Origin of the sequence: Pseudomonas asplenii (genome assembly GCF_900105475.1) — a bacterium.
Lineage (GTDB): Bacteria > Pseudomonadota > Gammaproteobacteria > Pseudomonadales > Pseudomonadaceae > Aquipseudomonas > Aquipseudomonas asplenii.
In genome coordinates this window covers 3402995-3422860 of sequence record NZ_LT629777.1, presented here as the reverse complement: position 1 = coordinate 3422860, position 19866 = coordinate 3402995, and the positions used below count along the sequence as shown (strand labels likewise).

Genomic DNA, 19866 nt, shown 5'->3' with positions numbered 1-19866 from the left:
GGCGACTTTCGGCTACACCAGGAACCCTCGCGCCAATGCCCGCAACCGGCAGGGCCGAGGGGCGTGCGACGAACAAGAACGACAGACAGGAAGACACCATGAGCACCCTCACCCAAGCCCACTGCGAAGCCTGCCGCGCCGATGCCCCACAGGTCAGTGATGAAGAACTGCCGGCCCTGCTCAAGCAGATTCCGGACTGGAATATCGAAGTTCGCGACGGCATCATGCAATTGGAGAAGGTATATCGCTTCAAGAACTTCAAGTTCGCGCTGGCCTTCACCAATGCCGTCGGCGCCATCTCCGAAGCCGAGGGCCATCATCCGGGCCTGTTGACCGAGTGGGGCAAAGTCACCGTGACCTGGTGGAGCCACTCCATCAAGGGCCTGCACCGTAACGATTTCATCATGGCGGCACGTACCGACGAGGTCGGCAAAACCGCCGAGGGCCTTAAATAATGCATTTCACCGCCATCGCGCGCGTACCCGGCGACCCGATCCTCGGCTTGCTGGAGGCTTATGCCCAGGACCCGAATCCGCACAAGTTCGATCTCGGGGTCGGCGTCTACAAGGACGCCCAGGGCCTGACGCCGATCCTGCGGTCGGTCAAGCTGGCCGAGCAGAAGCTGGTGGACGGCCAACCGAGCAAGTCCTATATCGGCGGCCATGGCGACCTGCGTTTCGGCAGCCTGTTGTGCGAACTGGTGATGGGCACTGACTCACCCCTGATCGCCGAGCGTCGGGTCGGGGCGACCCAGACCCCGGGCGGCACCGGCGCCCTGCGCCTGAGCGCGGATTTCATCGCCCAGTGCCTGCCGGGGCGCGGTATCTGGCTCAGCGATCCGACCTGGCCGATCCACGAGACCATCTTCAACGCCGCCGGCCTGAAAATCAGCCATTACCCTTACGTTGGCGCGGACAACCGCCTGAATGTCGACGGCATGCTCGCCGCACTGGAGCAGGCCCCCAAAGGTGATGTGGTGCTGCTGCATGCCTGCTGCCACAACCCGACCGGCTTCGACCTGTCCCATGCCGAATGGCAGCGGGTGCTGGAGGTCGTGCGTCGACGCGAACTGTTGCCGCTGATCGACTTCGCCTACCAGGGCTTTGGCGATGGCGTCGAGGAAGATGCCTGGGCGGTCCGCCTGTTCGCCCAGGAACTGCCGGAAGTGCTGATTACCAGTTCCTGCTCGAAGAACTTCGGCCTGTACCGCGAGCGTACCGGTGCCCTGTTGGTCTGCAGCGCCGACGCTGAAAAACTGCTGGATGTACGCAGCCAACTGGCGGCCGTGGCCCGTAACCTCTGGTCCAACCCGCCGGATCACGGTGCGGCGGTGGTACTGACCATCCTTGGCGATGCGCAATTGAAAAGCCTGTGGGCCGAGGAAGTCGAAGCCATGCGCGCACGCATCGCGCAACTGCGCAGCGGTCTGGTCGCGGCGCTCAAGCCTCATGGTCTGGCGGAGCGCTTCGCCCATATCGGCGTGCAACGCGGGATGTTCTCCTATACCGGCCTGTCGCCGGCCCAGGTACAACGCCTGCGTGACGACTACAGCGTCTACATGGTCAGTTCGGGCCGAGCCAACGTTGCTGGCATTGACGCAACCCGTCTGGATGCCCTGGCCGAAGCGATTGCCGCAGTCTGCAAGTAAACCGCCGGTGACCACGGACCTGTGCCCGGCAGGTCCGTGGTGAGCAAGCCCGCTCACCACATGACTGTCCCACCTGAGCGATAAAAAATCTTTCTGTCATGTCCAGTGCTGTATCCTGCCCAGGCTTTTTTAAAAGCGCGGATCTACCCAGCGATTTAAAAAACAGACTTTGCAAGGAGCGACGACGATGCACGAAATACCCAACTTCCCCTTCCCGAGCCTGCACGAAACTGAGCAGAAAACTCCGCAACAAGCCAGTGCTGAACAGCCTGAAACAAAAGAGGCTGCGGACAGCCTGAAGGCCGATAGCAAAGACTGAAGCCTGCAATAGCTGACCGTGTGAAAAAACCACTCTTGATGTTTTTTCACACGGCCAGGCAAGCGCGACTCAACAGGAATACACCGTGACCGACACCTTCGACGAATCCCAGGCCAACCGGTTGATCGGTACCGCCGAACAGATGATCACGCTGTGGAACAACCTTTCCGAAGAAAAACAGGCCGCCCTGCTCGCCCGCTTCGGCAGCCAGGAAAACGCTCTCGCCGCCCTGGTGACCACCCGCTTGCTGACACAGCCCCAATCCTGACGCCCTGCCCAACGTTTTTTCGATGGAACACCCCACAACACCCTTAGCAGCGTTATCATAAGCAGCCTATCTTTACCCTTTCCGCTGCCATGGTGAGCCTTTGCCCACGCCAGATTCCCAACGCCCCCTCACGGTCACGTTGCAAGTCGTCTCCATTGTCCTCTTCACTTTCATCGGTTATCTGAACATTGGCATCCCACTGGCGGTCCTGCCGGGTTATGTCCATAGCGAACTGGGCTTCGGCACGGTCATCGCCGGCCTGGTGATCAGCGTGCAGTACCTGGCCACCCTGCTCAGCCGCCCTTATGCCAGTCGGATCATCGACAACCTGGGTGCCAAGCGCGCCGTCATGTATGGCCTGGCGGGCTGCGGCCTGAGCGGAGTCTTCATGCTGCTGCCGAGCTTCCTCCACGCGGCGCCAAGCCTGAGCCTGGCCAGCCTGTTCATTGGCCGGATGATCCTCGGCAGTGCCGAAAGCCTGGTCGGCTCCGGGTCCATCGGCTGGGGTATCGGTCGGGTCGGTGCACAGAATACCGCCAAGGTGATCTCCTGGAATGGCATCGCCAGTTATGGCGCCCTCGCCATCGGTGCGCCGCTGGGCGTATGGCTGGTCCACCAGTTGGGCCTGTGGAGCATGGGCGTCAGCATCCTGCTCCTGGCAGGCCTCGGGCTGTTGCTGGCCTGGCCCAAGCAGGCGGCACCGATCGTTTCCGGCGAGCGCCTGCCGTTCCTGCATGTACTCGGCCGGGTCCTGCCCCACGGTACCGGGTTGGCACTGGGCTCGATCGGCTTTGGCACCATCGCGACCTTCATCACCCTCTACTACGCCACCCAGCACTGGGACAATGCCGTACTGTGCCTGAGCCTGTTCGGCGCAAGCTTCATCGGTGCCCGCCTGCTGTTCGGTAACATGATCAACCGTCTCGGCGGTTTCCGCGTGGCCATCGCCTGCCTGTCGGTGGAAACTCTCGGCCTGTTGCTGCTGTGGCTTGCCCCTGATGCCCAATGGGCAGTAGCCGGTGCGGCGCTGAGCGGTTTTGGTTTCTCGCTGGTGTTCCCGGCGCTGGGCGTGGAAGCGGTCAATCTGGTGCCCGCCTCCAGTCGCGGCGCGGCGGTGGGCGCCTATTCGCTGTTCATCGACTTGTCGCTGGGCATCACCGGCCCACTGGTAGGCGCGGTCGCCGCCGGTTTCGGCTTTGCCTCGATCTTCCTGTTCGCCGCGCTCGCGGCGGTTTCCGGGCTGTGCCTGAGCCTCTACCTGTATCGCCAGGCACCCAAGCGTCGTGAACAACGCGACCACGCCTGAACCTGAATACCTGTGGCGAGCGGGCCCACTCACCACAGGTCTGCTCGCCACAGGTAGTCTTTGACAGGCCACTCAGGCTCAGAAATCGATCTTGCCGCGCCCGGCCTTGATCGCCCCGCGCTGTGACTTGCCGTCCAGGCGGCGCTTTTTCGAGCCCAGCGTCGGCTTGGTCGGCCGGCGCTTCTTCTCGACCCTGGTCGCCACCTGGATCAGTTCCACCAGGCGCAACAGGGCATCGGCGCGGTTCTGCTCCTGGGTCCGATATTGCTGGGCCTTGATCACAACCACCCCGTCACTGGTGATGCGGCTGTCACTCAGCGCCAGCAAACGCTCCTTGTAGAACGGTGGCAGCGACGACGCCGGAATGTCGAAACGCAGGTGCACCGCACTGGAGACCTTGTTGACGTTCTGCCCACCCGCCCCCTGGGCACGGATGGCCGTCCATTCGATCTCGTTGTCCGGCAGTTGCACGTTGTTGGAAATGACCAGCATGGGAAAAACGTCCGACCTCGGGAATATTCAGCATACCGAAATGACAAACCCGGCGCAGGGCCGGGTTTGTCCGTTGCAAACGGCGGTTACTTCAGCGCGGAGCTGGCAGTCGGCAAACCCTGCTGGCTGCTGCGACGGTTTTTGATGCCGTAGCAGATCCACATGAACAGCAACCACACCGGGATCGCATACACCGAGATCTGGATACCCGGGATCATCAGCATGATACCCAGGATGAACACCACGAACGCCAGGCAGAAGTAATTACCGTAGGGGTACCAGAGCGCCTTGAACAATGGCGTCTGTTGCGTGCGGTTCATGTGCTGGCGGAACTTGAAGTGCGAGTAGCTGATCATCGCCCAGTTGATCACCAGGGTCGCGACCACCAGCGACATCAGCAACTCCAGCGCATGTTGTGGAATCAGGTAGTTCATCACCACCGCAATGAACGTCACCAGCGCCGAGGCGAGGATCGAAAGCACCGGCACCCCGCGCTTGTCGATTCGTGCCAGCACCTTCGGCGCATCACCCTGCTCGGCCATGCCCAGCAGCATGCGACTGTTGCAGTAGGTGCCGCTGTTGTACACCGACAGCGCGGCAGTCAGGACCACGAAGTTGAGGATATGCGCGGCGGTGTTGCTGCCCAGCATCGAGAACACCTGCACGAACGGGCTGCCGCTGTAGGCATCGCCGGAGGCATTCAGGGTGCTGAGCAGGCTGTCCCACGGCGTTAGCGACAACAGCACGACCAACGCGCCGATGTAGAAAATCAGGATCCGGTAGATCACCTGGTTGATGGCCTTGGGAATCACGGTCTTCGGCTTGTCGGCTTCCGCTGCGGTGAAACCGAGCATTTCCAGGCCGCCGAAGGAGAACATGATGATCGCCATCGCCATCACCAGACCGCTGACCCCGTTGGGGAAGAATCCACCGTGCTGCCACAGATTGCTCACGGAGGCCTGCGAGCCACCATGACCGCTGACCAGCAGGTAGCTGCCCAGGGCAATCATGCCGACGATGGCAACCACCTTGATGATCGCGAACCAGAATTCAGCCTCGCCGAAGACCTTCACATTCGCCAGGTTGACCAGGTTGATCAGCACGAAGAAGGCCGCCGCCGACGCCCAGGTCGGGACATCCGGCCACCAGTAGTGAACGTACTTGCCGACCGCAGTCAGTTCCGACATGCCCACCAGGATGTACAGGATCCAGCAGTTCCAGCCCGACAGGAAGCCGGCGAAACCGCCCCAGTACTTGTGGGCAAAGTGACTGAAGGAGCCGGCGACCGGCTCCTCGACGATCATCTCGCCCAGTTGGCGCATGATCATGAAAGCGATGAAGCCACAGATCGCATAACCGAGAATCATCGACGGGCCGGCAGACTTGAGCACCCCGGCCGAACCGAGGAACAGGCCCGTACCGATGGCGCCACCCAGGGCGATCAACTGGATATGACGATTTTTCAGGCCGCGTTTCAGCTCGCCCGAAGGGGGGATGTTTCCACTCATTGAAAAAAGTCTCACGCAAGGTTTGATGAGGTTCGTGGAGCGTCGAGGTATCAGCGATAAGCGATAGACGAAACCCTGGAGCCAAACATCAGGCCGATGCATGGACGCCACGTATTCAGAGGGCAGCGATTGCGAGGATTGTTACAAGTCATGCGTCACCTGTTTGTTTTTATCTGTGACGAAATCGAACCCATCGTGCTTGTGACAAGATGGAGTGAACAAGGCGGATAACCTTGAGGGTATTGGCCTTCGGGGCGTCGCAAAGCGGCCACCGGACAGCCAAAATGCGCGATTACGCAAGGAGGTCACAGTTCAAACGGCGCGCATTGTACACCGCCAGACCACGACCGGCAGGTAGGCGGCTATCACACAGGCAGCAGCCCGATGGGGCAAGAGGGCTGGTCGCAGCCAAAGCAGCGACCCGCCGCGCACTCGGCAATTATTCCTTACAGGGCGGCAGAGCCAATGAATCCAGGGTGTTCAGCCGAAAAATCCGTAAGGTTTTCCTGACAGGATGTAACGAAAATTTTCCACCCTGCATGCACTAAAATTTGTGCAAAAAAAAACGCCAATCCGTGGATTGGCGTTTCTTTCAGGGCACGAAGCGCTTATTCAGGCTTGCGCCGTCCAAAGCCTGGACGCTGGCCGGAACCGGACGGTGCACCACGACGCTTGCCCGAAGGCGTACCGTTGTCCACCAGACCGATACCCGGACGCTTGGACTTCGGCGCCGGCTTGGCCGGGCGCTTGCTGTCCACCGGGCGATCTGCCACGGGCGTGCCACGGCTCGATTCGCCACGACCCGCAGCCGGGCGCGGCGCACGTGGAGCACGTTCGCCGTCCTGACGGCCAGCCGGTTTGCGGGCCGGACGCTCGCCCTCAATATGCGGCTCGCGAGCCGGGCGTTCGGCCACGGCCGGTTCGCCCTGGGCTGGACGCAAGGTACGCACGCGCTCGCTACGGGCCATCGGACGCGAGGATTTACGCTGCATCCGCTCCAGCTTGTCCTTGCTCTTGGCGTTCAGTTGCGGCATGGCCACCGGCGTCAGGCCAACCTCGGCACTGAGGACATCGACCTCGTACTGGCTCATTTCACGCCAGCGGCCCATCGGCAGGTCGGAATTGAGGAATACCGGACCGAAACGCACGCGCTTCAGGCGGCTGACCACCAGGCCCTGGGATTCCCACAGGCGCCGTACTTCGCGGTTACGACCTTCCATCACCACGCAGTGGTACCAGTGGTTGAAGCCTTCACCGCCTGGCGCCTGCTGGATATCGGTGAACTTGGCCGGACCGTCTTCGAGGACCACGCCGGCCTTGAGCCGCTCGATCATCTCGTCGTCGACCTCGCCACGAACGCGCACCGCATACTCGCGGTCCATCTCGTAGGATGGGTGCATCAGGCGGTTGGCCAACTCACCGTCGGTGGTGAACATCAGCAGGCCAGTGGTGTTGATGTCCAGGCGACCGATATTGATCCAGCGGCCGTCTTTGGGACGAGGCAGCTTGTCGAATACGGTCGGGCGGCCTTCCGGGTCATCGCGGGTGCAGATTTCGCCGTCGGGCTTGTTGTAGATGATCACCCGGCGCACCGACTCGGCGGCCTCTTCGCGCTTGATGACCTTGCCATCAATGGTGATGGCGTCGTGCAGGTCGACGCGCTGGCCGAGGGTGGCATTGCTGCCATTGACCTTGATCCGGCCCTGGCTGATCCAGCCTTCCACGTCACGGCGCGAGCCTACGCCGATACGGGCGAGGACTTTCTGCAGTTTTTCGCCTGCTGGGCGGATGGGTTGGCTGTCTTGCTGATCGTTGTCACTCATCTGGGCACCTCCCGGTGTGTCGATTCAGGCCTGGCCTGATAGAGATAAAAAACTGTTCTGGACGAATGGGATCGTCGAAGGGCCGCGAATCATACGCGGATCTTCAACGTTGCGCATCAGAGAGTAGCAGTTGTCTGTCGGATAGAGGTCCTGAAACCTCAATCTTCCCACTGACGCCGCTCGTTCTCTATGGCTTCGGCCAACGCCTGGGCCTCGGCCTCTTCTTCGCTCAGTTCAGGCTCCGGATCGGACTTGGCCTTGGCCTTGGCCTGGGTGTCCAGCGCAGCAACTGCGGCCAGCAGGCGCTCGCGGGCTTCGGCGGCGCCGACCCGGTCTTCCTCCGGCTCGTGCGCAGCCTCGTCAGGTTCGGGCTCCGGCTCGAATTCAGGCGCAAACTCAAGCTCGGAGTCCAGTTCAGGCTCCACCTCATCCTCAAACTCGGGCAAATCGAACGCCCCAGGCAGCGGCAATCCAGGCTCTTCCTGAAACTCGCCGACAGGCGCCGGAACATCAGCATCGCGGAGCAAATCGTCGAAGTCGGTCTTGATCCCCTCTTCCATGGAGTCCAACTCCAGCAGCAGGGTGTGGAAGCTGGTCTCCTCCTTCTTAGGCTCGTCCTCCGCCTCCGGGTCGCCACTGGCATCGGCCAGGGCCTGTAGGCCTGCGGGCACCGGTGCGTCGTCGAAGTCGAGCACCGGGTCCGGCTCCAGCTCGCGCAGTTCCGCCAGCGGCGGCAGGTCGTCGAGGTTCTTCAGGTTGAAGTAGTCGAGAAAGGCCTTGGTGGTGGCGAACATCGCCGGCTTGCCCGGCACCTCGCGATAGCCCACGACGCGGATCCACTCGCGCTCCAGCAGAGTCTTGACGATCTGGCTGTTGACCGCCACGCCGCGCACGTCCTCGATCTCGCCCCGGGTGATCGGCTGGCGATAGGCAATCAGCGCCAGGGTCTCCAGCATCGCCCGCGAATAGCGCTGCGGACGCTCCTCCCAGAGCCGGCCGACCCAGGGCGCGAACTTCTCGCGAATCTGCAGGCGATAGCCGGAAGCCACTTCCTTGAGTTCGAAGGCACGGCCCTCGCAGGACTTGGCGAGGATCGTCAGGGCTTTCTTGAAGACCGCTGGCTCAGGCCGCTCGGCCTCCTCGAACAATTCGTACAGGCGTTCCATCGATTGCGGCTTTCCCGAAGCCAACAGAAAGGCTTCAAGCAGCGGGGCCAGCTCGCGGGGTTCAGTCAGGTTCATTGATTAAGCTCGTTATTCGGCTCGGGCACGCACATGGATCGCCGCGAAGGGCTCATTCTGCACCAGCTCGATCAGGGATTCCTTGACCAGTTCGAGGATCGCCATGAAGGTCACCACCACGCCGAGCTTGCCTTCCTCGGCGGTGAACAGCTCGACGAAGGGCACAAAACCACCGCCCTTGAGACGTTCGAGCACATCGCTCATGCGTTCGCGGGTCGACAGTTGCTCACGGCTGACCTGATGGCTTTCGAACATGTCGCCACGGCGCAACACTTCGGCCATGGACATCAGCACTTCCTCCAGGCCGACGTCCGGCAGCAACTTGCGCGCGCGGGCCTCGGGGGCGTCCAACTGCGGCACGATGATCTCGCGGCCGACCCGGCTCAGGCCATCGATGCCTTCGGCAGCGGTCTTGAAGCGCTCGTACTCCTGCAGCCGACGAATCAGCTCGGCCCGTGGGTCGTCTTCCTCCTCCTCGACCTCGGCCGAACGCGGCAGCAGCATGCGCGACTTGATCTCGGCGAGCATGGCCGCCATCACCAGGTATTCGGCGGCCAGCTCCAGGCGCACCGATTGCATCAGCTCGACATAGCCCATGTACTGGCGGGTGATTTCCGCCACGGGGATGTCGAGGATGTCGATGTTCTGCTTGCGGATCAGGTACAGCAGCAGGTCCAGCGGGCCTTCGAAAGCTTCGAGGAAGACTTCCAGGGCATCCGGCGGGATATACAGGTCCACCGGCATTTCCCTGACCGCCTGGCCATAGACCATGGCGAACGGCAGTTCCTGCTGCGCTCCGGCCTGGCTGTCGACCGTTTCAACGGCGGACATTCAGGCCTCGACCATGAAGGGCGCCGGATCGCCACAACCGACCCGCACCACTTGTGGCTCACCATCGGCCAGGTTGATCACGGTGGACGCCTTGAGCCCGCCAAAACCGCCATCGATGATCAGGTCGACCTGATGCTCCAGCAACTGGCGAATCTCGTAGGGATCGATCATCGGCTCGCTCTCGCCCGGCATGATCAGGCTCACACTCATCAGCGGCTCACCGAGTTCGGCCAGCAGCGCCAGGGCGATCGGATGGCTGGGAATGCGCAGGCCGATGGTGCGTTTCTTCGGGTGCATCAACAGCCGCGGGACTTCCCGGGTAGCGTTCAGGATGAAGGTGTAGGGCCCCGGCGTATGCGCCTTGAGCAGGCGAAACAGGCCGGTGTCGACCTTGGCGAACAGGCCGAGTTGCGACAGATCGGCGCAAATCAGCGCGAAGTTGTGCTTGTCGTCCAGTTGCCGCAGACGGCGCACGCGCTCGACCGCATTCTTGTCGCCGATCTGGCAACCGATGGCGTACGAAGAGTCGGTCGGGTAGATCACCACCCCGCCCTTGCGGATAATATCCACCGCCTGCTTGATCAGGCGCGCCTGGGGGTTTTCCGGATGTATCTGGAAAAATTGACTCACGTTGTCTTCCTGTTCAGGCGCGTGTGGTGGATGGCTGATCATGTTTGAACCGACGCCAGAGGGGTGGCAGATCTTCTGGAAGTGGGCGGTACTCACCGATCTCGGACCAGCCCCCGGGGCCATGGAAATCGCTGCCGGCACTGACCAGCAGCCCGAATTCACGGGCCAGGATCGCCAGGCTGCCGACCTGCTCGGCCGGCTGATAACCGTTGACCACTTCGATGGCCTGGCCTCCTGCTTGAATATAGTCGGCAATCAACTTGCGGCGCTTGCTGCGGGTGAAATCATAGTGCCAGGGATGCGCCAGGCTAACCCAGGCCCCCGCCGCGCGCAGGGTGCCGACGGTGTCCTCGAGGGACGGCCAGTGCAACTTGACGTCGCCCAGCTTACCGGCGCCCAGCCACTTGCGAAAAGCCTCGGCCCGATCCTTGACGAAACCCGCGCGCACCAGGAAATCGGCGAAATGCGGACGGGCCGGTGCGTTGCCGCTGTCGCCCAACTCCTGCTGGATCGCCCGCGCGCCCTCCAAGGCCCCGGGCATGCCCTTGAGCGCCAGCTTGCGGGCAATTTCCTCGGAGCGCAGCCAGCGTCCCTCGTGCAACCGGGCCACCGCCTCGACCAGCGGCGGCGCCTCGACATCGAAGCCGTAGCCCAGCACATGGATGGTCGCGCCGCCCCAGGTACAGGACAACTCGACTCCATTGACCAGTTGCATGCCCAAGGCCTGCGCGGCTTCACGGGCCTCGGCCAGGCCTTCGAGGGTGTCGTGGTCGGTCAGGGCCAGGACTCGCACGCCTTTCTCGTGCGCACGGGCAACCAGGGCCGCTGGCGCCAGGGCGCCGTCGGAGGCCGTGCTATGGCAGTGCAGGTCGATTTCCACGGGAACTGAATAACCTCTGGGTGGCGCTTTCGCTGACAAGTATGTTTGTTATTATGCCGCTACATCCTGCTTCTGGCTGCCACTGTGAAACAATTCATCGATTTCATCCCGCTGTTCCTGTTTTTCATCGTCTACAAAATCGAACCCCGTCTGGTCGACATTGCCGGCCAAAGCGTCACGGTCGGCGGTATCTACAGCGCCACGGCGGTGTTGATCATCAGTTCGCTGGTGGTCTATGGCGCGCTGTTCATCAGCCAGCGCAAACTGGAGAAAAGCCAGTGGCTGACCCTGATCGCCTGCCTGGTGTTCGGCAGCCTGACCCTGGCCTTCCACAGCGAAACCTTCCTCAAGTGGAAAGCCCCGGTGGTCAACTGGCTGTTCGCCCTGGCCTTCGCCGGCAGTCACTTCATCGGCGACCGCCTGCTGATCAAGCGCATCATGGGCCATGCCCTGAGCCTGCCGGAGCCGGTCTGGACGCGCCTGAACCTGGCGTGGATCGTATTCTTCGTGTTCTGCGGCGCCGCCAACCTGTTCGTCGCCTTCACCTTCCAGCAGTACTGGGTCGACTTCAAGGTATTCGGCAGCCTGGGCATGACCCTGCTGTTCCTGGTGGGCCAGGGCATCTACCTGTCCCGTCACCTGCACGACGCCGACTCGACTACACCAAAAACCGAGGACTGACATGCTCTACGCGATCATTGCCACAGACGTTGAAAACTCCCTGGAAAAACGCCTGGCGGCACGCCCGGCCCACCTTGAGCGCCTGCAGCAGCTCAACGCCGAAGGCCGCGTGATCCTCGCCGGCCCACACCCGGCCATCGACAGCAACGACCCGGGCGCCGCAGGTTTCACCGGCAGCCTGATCGTCGCCGAGTTCGACTCCCTGGCTGCCGCCCAGGCCTGGGCCGACGCCGATCCGTTCGTCGCCGCGGGTGTCTACGGCAACGTCGTGGTCAAGCCATTTCGCCAAACCCTGCCCTGACCGCCGTCTGCGCGACGCCTCCCCCTCTTGAGAAGACGTCGCGCAGGCAATCGCTCATTATTCCGAACCGACAGCCGACAACATCCTGAATGCCGATTGGAATCAGGAGTTTCCGATGCGTAAAGGTCTGTTGTGTCTACTGTGGGTCACCTTGTCGATGGGGCCACTCGCCCAGGCCGAGGAAGGTGGCGCAGGCAATGCCGTTCCCCTGTCACTGAGTGCCGCGAGCCAGATCAACGATCTGCAGCAACGCCTGAAGGAAAGCGAACGGCTGCGCGAAGACTTGAGCAAGCAACTGGCCAATGCCGAGGCCGGACGCGAAAGCGCCCAGTTGAGCCGCTTGCGCCAGGAGAACCAACGCCTCAATCTGCAACTCAAAGATGCGCAGGCCAACCCGGGCTCACGCCTGCTGACCGATCAGCAGCAATGGTTCGTTACCGGCGCGGGAGTTGCACTTCTGGCCCTGCTCTGCGGTATCTTCGCCAGTGGCGGGCGCAGACAGCGTCGGCAATGGTTGAATTGAGAGCGCCAGAAGGCGATCTGTTATCGAGAATTTCATGAGCGACCTGTTACTGATTGATGATGACCAGGAGCTGTGCGAGCTGCTGAGTAGCTGGCTGAGCCAGGAAGGTTTTCAGGTGCGTGCCTGCCACGATGGTCTCACCGCCCGCAAGGCGCTGGCCGACAGCGCACCGGCAGCGGTGGTGCTGGACGTGATGCTGCCCGATGGCAGCGGCCTGGAACTGCTCAAGCAACTGCGTAGCGACCACCCGGAACTGCCAGTGGTGATGCTGTCGGCCCGCGGCGAGCCGCTGGACCGGATTCTCGGCCTGGAACTGGGCGCCGACGACTACCTGGCCAAACCGTGCGATCCACGGGAGCTGACCGCCCGCTTGCGCGCCGTCCTGCGCCGTAGCCATCCGACTGCGACCTCGAGCCAGTTGGAACTGGGCGACCTGTGCTTCAGCCCGGTGCGCGGCGTGGTCACCATCGACGAGCAGGACTTCACCCTCACCGTTTCCGAGAGCCGTCTGCTCGAAGCCTTGCTGCAACAACCGGGCGAGCCGCTGGACAAGCAGGAACTGGCGCAGATTGCCCTGGGCCGCAAGCTGACCCTCTACGATCGCAGTCTGGACATGCATGTCAGCAACCTGCGCAAGAAGATCGGCCCGCACCCGGATGGCCGGCCACGGATCGTGGCGCTGCGCAGCCGCGGGTACTATTACGCGCCCTGAGATCGTGGATGGCCGCCTTTGACGGCCATCCACCCCCAATGTCAGCTCCCTGGCAAAACCTCTTTACCCAAGCTTTACCCTCCGCTGACCGCCGCTGACCTTGAACTCCTTAATCTGTACTCATCCGGACTGACCGGAATCGAGACAAGGAGAGACACCATGCGCAAGACCCTTATCGCCCTGATGTTCGCTGCTGCACTGCCAACCGTCGCCATGGCCCAGCCTGAGGTCGGCCCGATGGGTGGCCCTGGCGCTCCCGGACTTCATGGAGTCCACGGTGGTCCTGGCGGCGAGCACCACTGGCGCAGCCCTTATGCCAAACTGGATCTGAGCCCCGAGCAGCGCCATCAGATCGGCAGGTTGATGGGCGAGCAGATGCATGCCCGCAAGGCGTTGGCCGAAAAGTACCTGGCCAAGCTTTCGCCAGCCGATCAGACCGCGTTCCAGAACGAAAAGAATGCCGCACGCCAGAAGACCGACGGCGAAATCCGTGCCCTGCTCAAACCTGAGCAGCAGAAGACCTTCGACGACATTCAGAAAAAACGTGCCGAACGTCGCGCCGAATGGGCTGAATTCAAGGCCTGGAAAGCACAGCAGGCGCAAAAAGCGCAATAATCCGCTGCAAACCCCAGCCCGACGGCCTAGGCCGCCGGGCTTTCTCCATGTGTATCCGATTGATTGAGGAACTGCTGTGCGATCACTGTTCTGGCGCATCCTGGCCAGCTTCTGGCTGGCCATTGCCCTTGTTGCGGGGTTGTCGATTCTGCTGGGGCACATGCTCAACCAGGACGCCTGGATCCTCAGCCGCCACCCGGGCCTGACCACCCTGGCCGAGGACTGGACCCAAACCTATGAAAGCCAAGGCGAGGAAGCGGCCCAGGAGATCCTCGAACAACGCAAGAAGCAGTACCACATCGATGTCCAGGTGCTTAACGAAAACGGCGACCCGGTCGTGCGCGGCACCTTCCCGCGTCGTGCGGCCGCCCTGGAGGCACGCCAGCACAACGATGATCGCCGCCTGCCCTGGCGCCGCCTGACGACCGAGTACACCAGCCCGAAAAGCGGCGACACCTACTTGCTGATCTACCGTATTCCCCATCCGGAACTGGATGCCTGGCACCGTGAAAACCTGCTCTGGCCCCTCAGCGCCCTGGGCATCGCCCTGGTGGTCCTGACACTGTTCAGCCTGTTGGTAACGCTGTCGATCACTCGTCCACTGAGTCGCCTGCGTGGTGCCGTGCATGACCTGGGCCAGACCGCCTATCAACAGAACAGCCTGGCCAAGCTGGCTTCGCGCCGCGATGAATTCGGCGTACTGGCCAAGGACTTCAACCTGATGGGCGCGCGCCTGCAAAGCCTGATCGGCAGCCAGCGGCAGTTGCTCCGCGACGTGTCCCACGAACTGCGTTCGCCGCTGGCGCGCCTGAAGATCGCCCTGGCCCTGGCGGAACGCTCGTCGCCCGAAGAGCGCGAGCGGCTATGGCCGCGCCTGACCCGCGAGTGCGATCGTCTGGAATCACTGATCAGCGAGATTCTCGCCCTGGCCCGGGTCGATGCAGACCAGGCCAGCGCCGAACCGGTCGACCTCAATCAGATGCTGACTTCCCTGCAACGCGAAGCCCTGCTCGGCGAACCGCAACATCCCATGCAACTGCAAGCCGAGCCGGAACTGCACCTGCGTGGCTGGCCGACCATGATCGAGCGGGCTGTGGATAACCTGCTGCGTAACGCCCAGCGTTTCAGCCCCGAAGGTCAGGCCATTGAAATATTGGCCCGACGCCAGGGTGAACGGATCGAAATCAGCGTACGCGACCACGGCCCCGGCGCCGAAGCCGAGCACCTGGCGCAACTGGGCGAACCCTTCTTCCGCGCTCCGGGCCAGAGCGCCGCAGGCCACGGCCTGGGCCTGGCGATTGCCCGCCGGGCGGCGGAACGCCATGGCGGCAGCCTGATTCTGGCGAACCATCCGCAGGGTGGCTTCATCGCGACGCTGGATTTGCCGCTGGAGCCGGAAGCAGCAACGGCCTGAAGCCAGACGTTGTGGGGTGTTGGCGGCCCCCTTCGCGGGCAAGCCCTGCGCCTACAGGAGGCGTACACAAGCCATGTGGACGACACGCCTGTGCGAAGAGGCCTGAATATTTCAAGCCGACCAGGCGCTGACGAACTTTTCCAGTTCTACCTTCGGCGCCGCCCGCAGTTCATTCTGCGGCGTGCCCAGGTAGAGGAACGCAATCACTTCCTCGTCGTCGCTCAAGCCCAGGCCTTTGGCCACGTGTCGAGAGTAGGACAACTCACCCGTACGCCAGACCGCGCCAATACCCTGGGCGTGCGCCGCCAACAGAATGCCATGAGCCGCGCAGCCCGCAGCCAGCAGTTGTTCGGACTTCGGCACCTTGAAATGTTCTTGCAAACGCGCGACCACGACCACCACCAGCGGTGCCCGCAGAGGCATCGCGTGGGCCTTGTCGAGCGCGGCCTGAGACACTTCGCCCGCTGTTTGCTCGACCGCTTCGGCCAGCAGTTGACCCAACTGCTCGCGAGCAGCCCCCTCCACCGTCAGGAAACGCCAAGGCTGCAGTTGCCCGTGATCCGGTGCGCGCATGGCCGCCCGGAACAACACTTCGCGCTGGGCCGCCGTGGGGGCTGGATCCAGCAGACGCGGAGCGGAAACACGGTTGAGCAAGTTGTCGAGAGCCTCCATCGGCCACCTCCTGAGGAAAAAAGTGCAGCTATTCTAGCCATATCCGTGTGGCCCCAGGCGGTTTACATGGGCATACCCGCAGGTAGAATGACCGCCCTCCCTTGCCCAGAGCTTATTTCATGGCGTTGCCGACCCTGCGCATCATCGGTTTCATCATCGGCATCTTCCTGATCACCCTGGCCATCAGCATGATCGTGCCCATGCTGACCCTGGTGATTTTCGACCGAACCAACGACCTGCCGTCATTCCTCTGGGCCAGCACCATCACCTTCATTGCCGGCCTGGCCCTGGTCATCCCGGGCCGTCCCGAACAGGTGCACCTGCGCCCAAGGGACATGTACCTGCTCACCGTCTCGAGCTGGGTGGTGGTGTGCATCTTCGCCGCCCTGCCGTTCCTGCTGACCCTGCACACCAGCGTCGCCGACGCCTTCTTCGAAAGCATGTCGGGCATCACCGCCACCGGTTCGACGGTACTCAGCGGCCTGGACGACATGTCCCCCGGCATCCTGATCTGGCGTTCGCTGCTGCACTGGCTCGGCGGCATCGGCTTCATCGGCATGGCCGTGGCGATCCTGCCGCTCCTGCGTATCGGCGGCATGCGCCTGTTCCAGACCGAATCCTCGGACCGCTCGCAGAAAGTCATGCCGCGCTCGCATATGGTGGCCAGACTGATCGTCACCGCCTACGTCGGCATCACCATCCTCGGCACCCTGGCCTTCTGGTGGGCCGGCATGAGCCTGTTCGATGCGGTCAACCACGCGATGTCGGCGATTTCCACCGGCGGCTTCTCGACCTCCGACCAATCCCTGGCCAAATGGCACCAGCCGGCGGTGCACTGGGTCGCGGTGGTGGTGATGATTCTCGGCAGCCTGCCGTTCACCCTGTATGTCGCAACCCTGCGAGGACACCGCAAGGCACTGCTCAAGGATCAGCAGGTGCAAGGGTTGCTGGGGCTGCTGCTGGTGACCTGGCTGGTCCTCGGCACCTGGTACTGGTGGACCACCGACCTGCACTGGCTAGAAGCCCTGCGTCACGTGGCCCTGAACGTCACCTCGGTGGTCACCACCACCGGCTTCGCGCTGGGTGACTACAGCCTGTGGGGCAATTTCTCCCTGATGCTGTTTTTCTATCTGGGTTTCATCGGCGGCTGCTCCGGCTCGACGGCGGGCGGGATCAAGATTTTCCGCTTCCAGGTCGCCTACATCCTGCTCAAGGCCAGCCTCAACCAGTTGATTCACCCCAGGGCGGTGATCAAGCAGAAGTACAACGGCCATCGGCTCGACGAGGAAATTGTCCGCTCGATCCTGACCTTTTCCTTTTTCTTCGCGATCACCATCTGCGCCATTGCCCTGGCCTTGTCGCTGATCGGGCTGGACTGGATGACTGCGCTGACCGGTGCCGCCAGCACCGTGTCCGGGGTCGGACCGGGGCTGGGGGAAGTGATCGGCCCATCCGGCAACTTCGCCAGCCTGCCCGATGGCGCCAAGTGGATCCTCTCCGTGGGCATGCTGCTGGGCCGCCTGGAGATCATCACAGTGTTCGTGTTGTGTATTCCGGCGTTCTGGCGTCACTGACCGCTACCACCGAGCCCTGCAGACGCGCCCGGTATTCGCCGGGCGTGACCTCGAACCAGCGGCGAAATGCCCGGAAAAAATTGCTCGGATCGGCAAACCCCAGCAGGTAGGCAACCTCCAGCAGGGCCATGCGCGGTTGCGCCAGGTACTGCTCGGCCAGTTCGCGACGGGTGTCATCGAGCAGAGTCTGGAAGCTGGTGCCCTCCTCCTGCAAACGCCGTTGCAGGGTACGCTGGGAAAGATGCAGGGTCTGCGCGACGGTCTCACGCTTGGGCTCGCCCTGGGGCAACAGCCGACACAAGACCTGACGAGCCTTGTGGGTCACCCGGCTGCCGGAAAAACGAGCCAGGTACTCCCCCGCGAAACGATCGTGCAGCAGCGCCATGGCTTCATTGGCGGTCGGCAACGGTGCTTCCATGTCGGCTTTCTCGAAAATCAGCGCATCGTAGGGCGCATCGAATACCAGCGGCGCATGGAATGCCTGCTTGTAGGGAGCGACATCCTGCGGCTGCGAGCCCTGGACCAGTACCTTGCGCGGCTGCAAGGTCCGACCGGTCAACCAGCCACACAATGCCAGGGCACACGCCAGCGAGGCCTCGGCACTCTGCCGGGTCGGCGGCAGATGATCGCCGTGCACGGTCAGGATCAGGGCATAACCTTCGGGCAAAAGGCGAAAACTCAGGTCCGCGCTTTCGGCAATGATCCGCTGGTAACGCACCAGACGCATGAACCCTTCGGCCAGGGTGCGACTGGACATCAGCGCATAGCCGGCCACATGGAACGAGGCCGGACGTACCACCTTGCCCATGTTCAGACCGATTGCCGGGTTGCCGGACAGCTCCACCGCACGCTGCCAGAGACGCGTCATCGAGTCCTGGGCAAAGCGCGCATCGGGATCGTCCAGCGCGGCGTAGTCAAGCCCCAACTGCTGGAACAGGGCGCGACAATCCAGCCCCTCCATTTCCAACGTCTTGACTATCCCCATCGCCCAGCTTGCAGAAGTCGTTCTCTCGCCCATGGCCTTTTCTTTACAGGGTATGTCTCATATTACGACTAATGGCTTAAGGATACTAACGTGGCGCATAGTGTCACTGCTGATGAACAATAATGACACTAGACTGGAACAGACTCCCTGTGGAACAGTCCCAGGCGCCCATCCGAAGTACGGAGTGTACTCAATGGAAAACGTCAGAAAATTCAGCAATTTTGCCGAGTTTTACCCGTATTACCTGAACGAGCATGCCGACAGCACCTGTCGCCGCCTGCATTTCGTCGGAACCACCCTGGTGATTTTCATTCTCGCCCTGATCATCGGGCGTTCGGCCTGGGGCCTGCTACCGCTGCTGCCGCTGGCCGGCTACGGGTTCGCCTGGGTCGGGCACTTTTTCTTCGAGAAGAATCGCCCGGCAACCTTTCAGCATCCTTTCTACAGCCTGCTGGGCGATTTCGTCATGTACCGCGACATGCTGCTGGGCCGGGTGCCGTTCTAGCAGCCGGCCGCGGCACGGGAAGGATTGGCCGGTTTCAGCCGGGCTGCGTGACCTTGTGCAGGTCCAGCTTGAGCTGAGCCTCTTTGGCCTGGGCATCGGCCAGTCGATACAACTCGACAGTGCCATCCCAGTGCTCGATCAGCGCAGTGCAGGATTCGACCCAGTCGCCGCAGTTCAAGTATTCCACTTCACCGACCCGACGAATCTCGGCATGGTGGATATGCCCGCAAACCACGCCATCGAGCCCGCGCTTGACGCATTCGTGGGCGATGGCCTCCTCGAAGTCGCTGATGAAGCTGACGGCGGTCTTGACCTTGTGCTTGAGGTAAGCCGACAGCGACCAGTAGCCATAACCGTAGCGAGCCCGCCAATGGTTCAGCCAGCGGTTGAGGGTCAGGGTGAACTCGTAGGCCGAATCGCCGAGAAACGCCAGCCAACGGTGATAACGGGTGATGACATCGAACTGGTCACCATGGATCACCAGCAGCTTGCGTCCATCGGCGGTCACGTGCACGGCTTCATCCACCAACTGGATGTTGCCGAGGATCAGCTTCGAGTAGCGACGCAGGAATTCGTCATGGTTGCCGGTGACGTAGATCACCTCGGTACCGCGCTTGCTCATGGTCAGCAGGCGGCGGATCACGTTGGTATGTGCCTGGGGCCAGTACATGCCGCCGCGCATCTTCCAGCCGTCGATGATATCGCCCACCAGATAGATGCGGTCGGCTTGATAACCCTTGAGAAACTGCGACAGATGCTCGGCCTGACAATCGCGGGTGCCAAGGTGCACATCGGAAATCCACAGGGTTCGCACACGCTGCTTGCGACTGGGTTTGGCGAGCTCCGCACGGGTCATGGGCATTCTCCGGATTTTTCCTGAGCTTGCACTGCGGCGGTGAAATGACCATGACAGTCACACGACACTCTTGTGACAACGA

General features: G+C 62.2%; 23 protein-coding genes. 13 read left to right on the top strand and 10 right to left on the bottom strand.

The annotated features are described in order from the left end of the window. The first annotated feature begins 98 nt into the window (after positions 1-98). From BLU37_RS15750 to BLU37_RS15735, 5 genes are all read left to right on the top strand, one after another. Positions 99-455 carry a 4a-hydroxytetrahydrobiopterin dehydratase gene (locus BLU37_RS15750; protein ID WP_090206361.1) on the top strand — a complete coding sequence of 119 codons (357 nt, stop codon included), beginning with the start codon at positions 99-101 and terminating at the stop codon, positions 453-455. Continuing rightward, positions 455-1648 carry an amino acid aminotransferase gene (locus BLU37_RS15745; protein ID WP_090206358.1) on the top strand — a complete coding sequence of 398 codons (1194 nt, stop codon included), beginning with the start codon at positions 455-457 and terminating at the stop codon, positions 1646-1648. Before BLU37_RS15750 ends, BLU37_RS15745 begins: the two co-directional genes overlap by 1 nt. Before the next feature lie 187 nt (positions 1649-1835). Beyond that, positions 1836-1967 carry a hypothetical protein gene (locus BLU37_RS29695; RefSeq protein WP_019363465.1) on the top strand — a complete coding sequence of 44 codons (132 nt, stop codon included), beginning with the start codon at positions 1836-1838 and terminating at the stop codon, positions 1965-1967. Positions 1968-2052: 85 nt separating this feature from the next. Beyond that, complete coding sequence (locus BLU37_RS15740) at positions 2053-2235, top strand: hypothetical protein (protein ID WP_010449996.1); 183 nt, start codon at positions 2053-2055, stop codon at positions 2233-2235. Between the two features lie 100 nt (positions 2236-2335). Then, positions 2336-3541, top strand: coding sequence for an MFS transporter (locus tag BLU37_RS15735; RefSeq protein WP_090206355.1), 1206 nt, complete (start codon positions 2336-2338; stop codon positions 3539-3541). 78 nt (positions 3542-3619) lie between these two features. Here the strand turns inward: BLU37_RS15735 and arfB are convergent, their stop codons facing one another. The 7 genes from arfB to BLU37_RS15700 form a co-directional block, all read right to left on the bottom strand. After that, positions 3620-4033, bottom strand: coding sequence for an alternative ribosome rescue aminoacyl-tRNA hydrolase ArfB (arfB, locus tag BLU37_RS15730; RefSeq protein ID WP_090206352.1), 414 nt, complete (start codon positions 4031-4033; stop codon positions 3620-3622). A gap of 86 nt (positions 4034-4119) precedes the next feature. Further along, positions 4120-5541: an amino acid permease gene (locus BLU37_RS15725; protein WP_090206349.1), complete on the bottom strand. Its 1422-nt coding sequence runs from the start codon at positions 5539-5541 to the stop codon at positions 4120-4122. A 608-nt stretch (positions 5542-6149) separates the two neighbouring features. Beyond that, positions 6150-7364 (bottom strand): 23S rRNA pseudouridine(2605) synthase RluB, encoded by a 1215-nt coding sequence (gene rluB, locus BLU37_RS15720; protein ID WP_029530343.1) that lies wholly within the window; start codon positions 7362-7364, stop codon positions 6150-6152. Between the two features lie 158 nt (positions 7365-7522). Then, positions 7523-8605 (bottom strand): SMC-Scp complex subunit ScpB, encoded by a 1083-nt coding sequence (gene scpB / locus BLU37_RS15715; protein WP_090206346.1) that lies wholly within the window; start codon positions 8603-8605, stop codon positions 7523-7525. 12 nt (positions 8606-8617) lie between these two features. Further along, positions 8618-9316 (bottom strand): segregation and condensation protein A, encoded by a 699-nt coding sequence (locus BLU37_RS15710; RefSeq protein WP_172833111.1) that lies wholly within the window; start codon positions 9314-9316, stop codon positions 8618-8620. A 120-nt stretch (positions 9317-9436) separates the two neighbouring features. Then, positions 9437-10066 (bottom strand): L-threonylcarbamoyladenylate synthase, encoded by a 630-nt coding sequence (locus tag BLU37_RS15705; protein WP_026007875.1) that lies wholly within the window; start codon positions 10064-10066, stop codon positions 9437-9439. Between the two features lie 13 nt (positions 10067-10079). After that, positions 10080-10946: a PHP domain-containing protein gene (locus BLU37_RS15700; protein WP_010450011.1), complete on the bottom strand. Its 867-nt coding sequence runs from the start codon at positions 10944-10946 to the stop codon at positions 10080-10082. An 84-nt stretch (positions 10947-11030) separates the two neighbouring features. Here BLU37_RS15700 and BLU37_RS15695 point away from each other — a divergent pair, with 84 nt between their 5' ends. The 6 genes from BLU37_RS15695 (at position 11031) to BLU37_RS15670 (ending at position 15192) form a co-directional block, all read left to right on the top strand. Beyond that, complete coding sequence (locus BLU37_RS15695) at positions 11031-11627, top strand: septation protein A (RefSeq protein ID WP_090206339.1); 597 nt, start codon at positions 11031-11033, stop codon at positions 11625-11627. A 1-nt stretch (position 11628) separates the two neighbouring features. Continuing rightward, entirely contained in the window at positions 11629-11928 is a 300-nt protein-coding gene (locus BLU37_RS15690) for a YciI family protein (RefSeq protein ID WP_010450014.1), read from the top strand. A gap of 115 nt (positions 11929-12043) precedes the next feature. Continuing rightward, positions 12044-12451: a translation initiation factor 2 gene (locus tag BLU37_RS15685; protein ID WP_010450016.1), complete on the top strand. Its 408-nt coding sequence runs from the start codon at positions 12044-12046 to the stop codon at positions 12449-12451. 34 nt (positions 12452-12485) lie between these two features. Further along, positions 12486-13163, top strand: coding sequence for a response regulator transcription factor (locus BLU37_RS15680; protein ID WP_010450018.1), 678 nt, complete (start codon positions 12486-12488; stop codon positions 13161-13163). A gap of 159 nt (positions 13164-13322) precedes the next feature. Beyond that, positions 13323-13778 carry a Spy/CpxP family protein refolding chaperone gene (locus tag BLU37_RS15675; RefSeq protein WP_090206336.1) on the top strand — a complete coding sequence of 152 codons (456 nt, stop codon included), beginning with the start codon at positions 13323-13325 and terminating at the stop codon, positions 13776-13778. Between the two features lie 76 nt (positions 13779-13854). Then, positions 13855-15192 carry a sensor histidine kinase gene (locus BLU37_RS15670; RefSeq protein ID WP_010450022.1) on the top strand — a complete coding sequence of 446 codons (1338 nt, stop codon included), beginning with the start codon at positions 13855-13857 and terminating at the stop codon, positions 15190-15192. A gap of 111 nt (positions 15193-15303) precedes the next feature. Here BLU37_RS15670 and BLU37_RS15665 read toward each other — a convergent pair whose 3' ends face one another. Beyond that, complete coding sequence (locus tag BLU37_RS15665; protein WP_010450024.1) at positions 15304-15864, bottom strand: NAD(P)H nitroreductase; 561 nt, start codon at positions 15862-15864, stop codon at positions 15304-15306. A 119-nt stretch (positions 15865-15983) separates the two neighbouring features. Here BLU37_RS15665 and BLU37_RS15660 point away from each other — a divergent pair, with 119 nt between their 5' ends. Next, positions 15984-17438 (top strand): TrkH family potassium uptake protein, encoded by a 1455-nt coding sequence (locus tag BLU37_RS15660; protein ID WP_010450026.1) that lies wholly within the window; start codon positions 15984-15986, stop codon positions 17436-17438. Here BLU37_RS15660 and BLU37_RS15655 read toward each other — a convergent pair. Continuing rightward, positions 17395-18456 (bottom strand): AraC family transcriptional regulator, encoded by a 1062-nt coding sequence (locus BLU37_RS15655; protein WP_026007890.1) that lies wholly within the window; start codon positions 18454-18456, stop codon positions 17395-17397. The two genes, BLU37_RS15660 and BLU37_RS15655, sit on opposite strands and share 44 nt — an antisense overlap. A gap of 160 nt (positions 18457-18616) precedes the next feature. On the opposite strand from BLU37_RS15655, the gene BLU37_RS15650 reads away from it, so the two are divergent. Continuing rightward, positions 18617-18928, top strand: coding sequence for a DUF962 domain-containing protein (locus BLU37_RS15650; RefSeq protein ID WP_010450030.1), 312 nt, complete (start codon positions 18617-18619; stop codon positions 18926-18928). 34 nt (positions 18929-18962) lie between these two features. Here BLU37_RS15650 and BLU37_RS15645 read toward each other — a convergent pair whose 3' ends face one another. Then, a complete protein-coding gene (locus BLU37_RS15645; RefSeq protein ID WP_090206334.1) occupies positions 18963-19784 on the bottom strand; it encodes a UDP-2,3-diacylglucosamine diphosphatase in 822 nt (273 codons plus the stop codon). Positions 19785-19866: the final 82 nt, after the last annotated feature.

Coding starts and splice junctions, on each gene's coding strand:
- BLU37_RS15750 (WP_090206361.1), top strand. CDS start 99: ATGAGCACCCTCACCCAAGCCCACTGCGAAGCCTGCCGCGCCGATGCC.
- BLU37_RS15745 (WP_090206358.1), top strand. CDS start 455: ATGCATTTCACCGCCATCGCGCGCGTACCCGGCGACCCGATCCTCGGC.
- BLU37_RS29695 (WP_019363465.1), top strand. CDS start 1,836: ATGCACGAAATACCCAACTTCCCCTTCCCGAGCCTGCACGAAACTGAG.
- arfB (WP_090206352.1), bottom strand. CDS start 4,033: ATGCTGGTCATTTCCAACAACGTGCAACTGCCGGACAACGAGATCGAA.
- BLU37_RS15725 (WP_090206349.1), bottom strand. CDS start 5,541: ATGAGTGGAAACATCCCCCCTTCGGGCGAGCTGAAACGCGGCCTGAAA.
- rluB (WP_029530343.1), bottom strand. CDS start 7,364: ATGAGTGACAACGATCAGCAAGACAGCCAACCCATCCGCCCAGCAGGC.
- scpB (WP_090206346.1), bottom strand. CDS start 8,605: ATGAACCTGACTGAACCCCGCGAGCTGGCCCCGCTGCTTGAAGCCTTT.
- BLU37_RS15690 (WP_010450014.1), top strand. CDS start 11,629: ATGCTCTACGCGATCATTGCCACAGACGTTGAAAACTCCCTGGAAAAA.
- BLU37_RS15685 (WP_010450016.1), top strand. CDS start 12,044: ATGCGTAAAGGTCTGTTGTGTCTACTGTGGGTCACCTTGTCGATGGGG.
- BLU37_RS15680 (WP_010450018.1), top strand. CDS start 12,486: ATGAGCGACCTGTTACTGATTGATGATGACCAGGAGCTGTGCGAGCTG.
- BLU37_RS15675 (WP_090206336.1), top strand. CDS start 13,323: ATGCGCAAGACCCTTATCGCCCTGATGTTCGCTGCTGCACTGCCAACC.
- BLU37_RS15665 (WP_010450024.1), bottom strand. CDS start 15,864: ATGGAGGCTCTCGACAACTTGCTCAACCGTGTTTCCGCTCCGCGTCTG.
- BLU37_RS15660 (WP_010450026.1), top strand. CDS start 15,984: ATGGCGTTGCCGACCCTGCGCATCATCGGTTTCATCATCGGCATCTTC.
- BLU37_RS15655 (WP_026007890.1), bottom strand. CDS start 18,456: ATGGGCGAGAGAACGACTTCTGCAAGCTGGGCGATGGGGATAGTCAAG.
- BLU37_RS15650 (WP_010450030.1), top strand. CDS start 18,617: ATGGAAAACGTCAGAAAATTCAGCAATTTTGCCGAGTTTTACCCGTAT.
- BLU37_RS15645 (WP_090206334.1), bottom strand. CDS start 19,784: ATGACCCGTGCGGAGCTCGCCAAACCCAGTCGCAAGCAGCGTGTGCGA.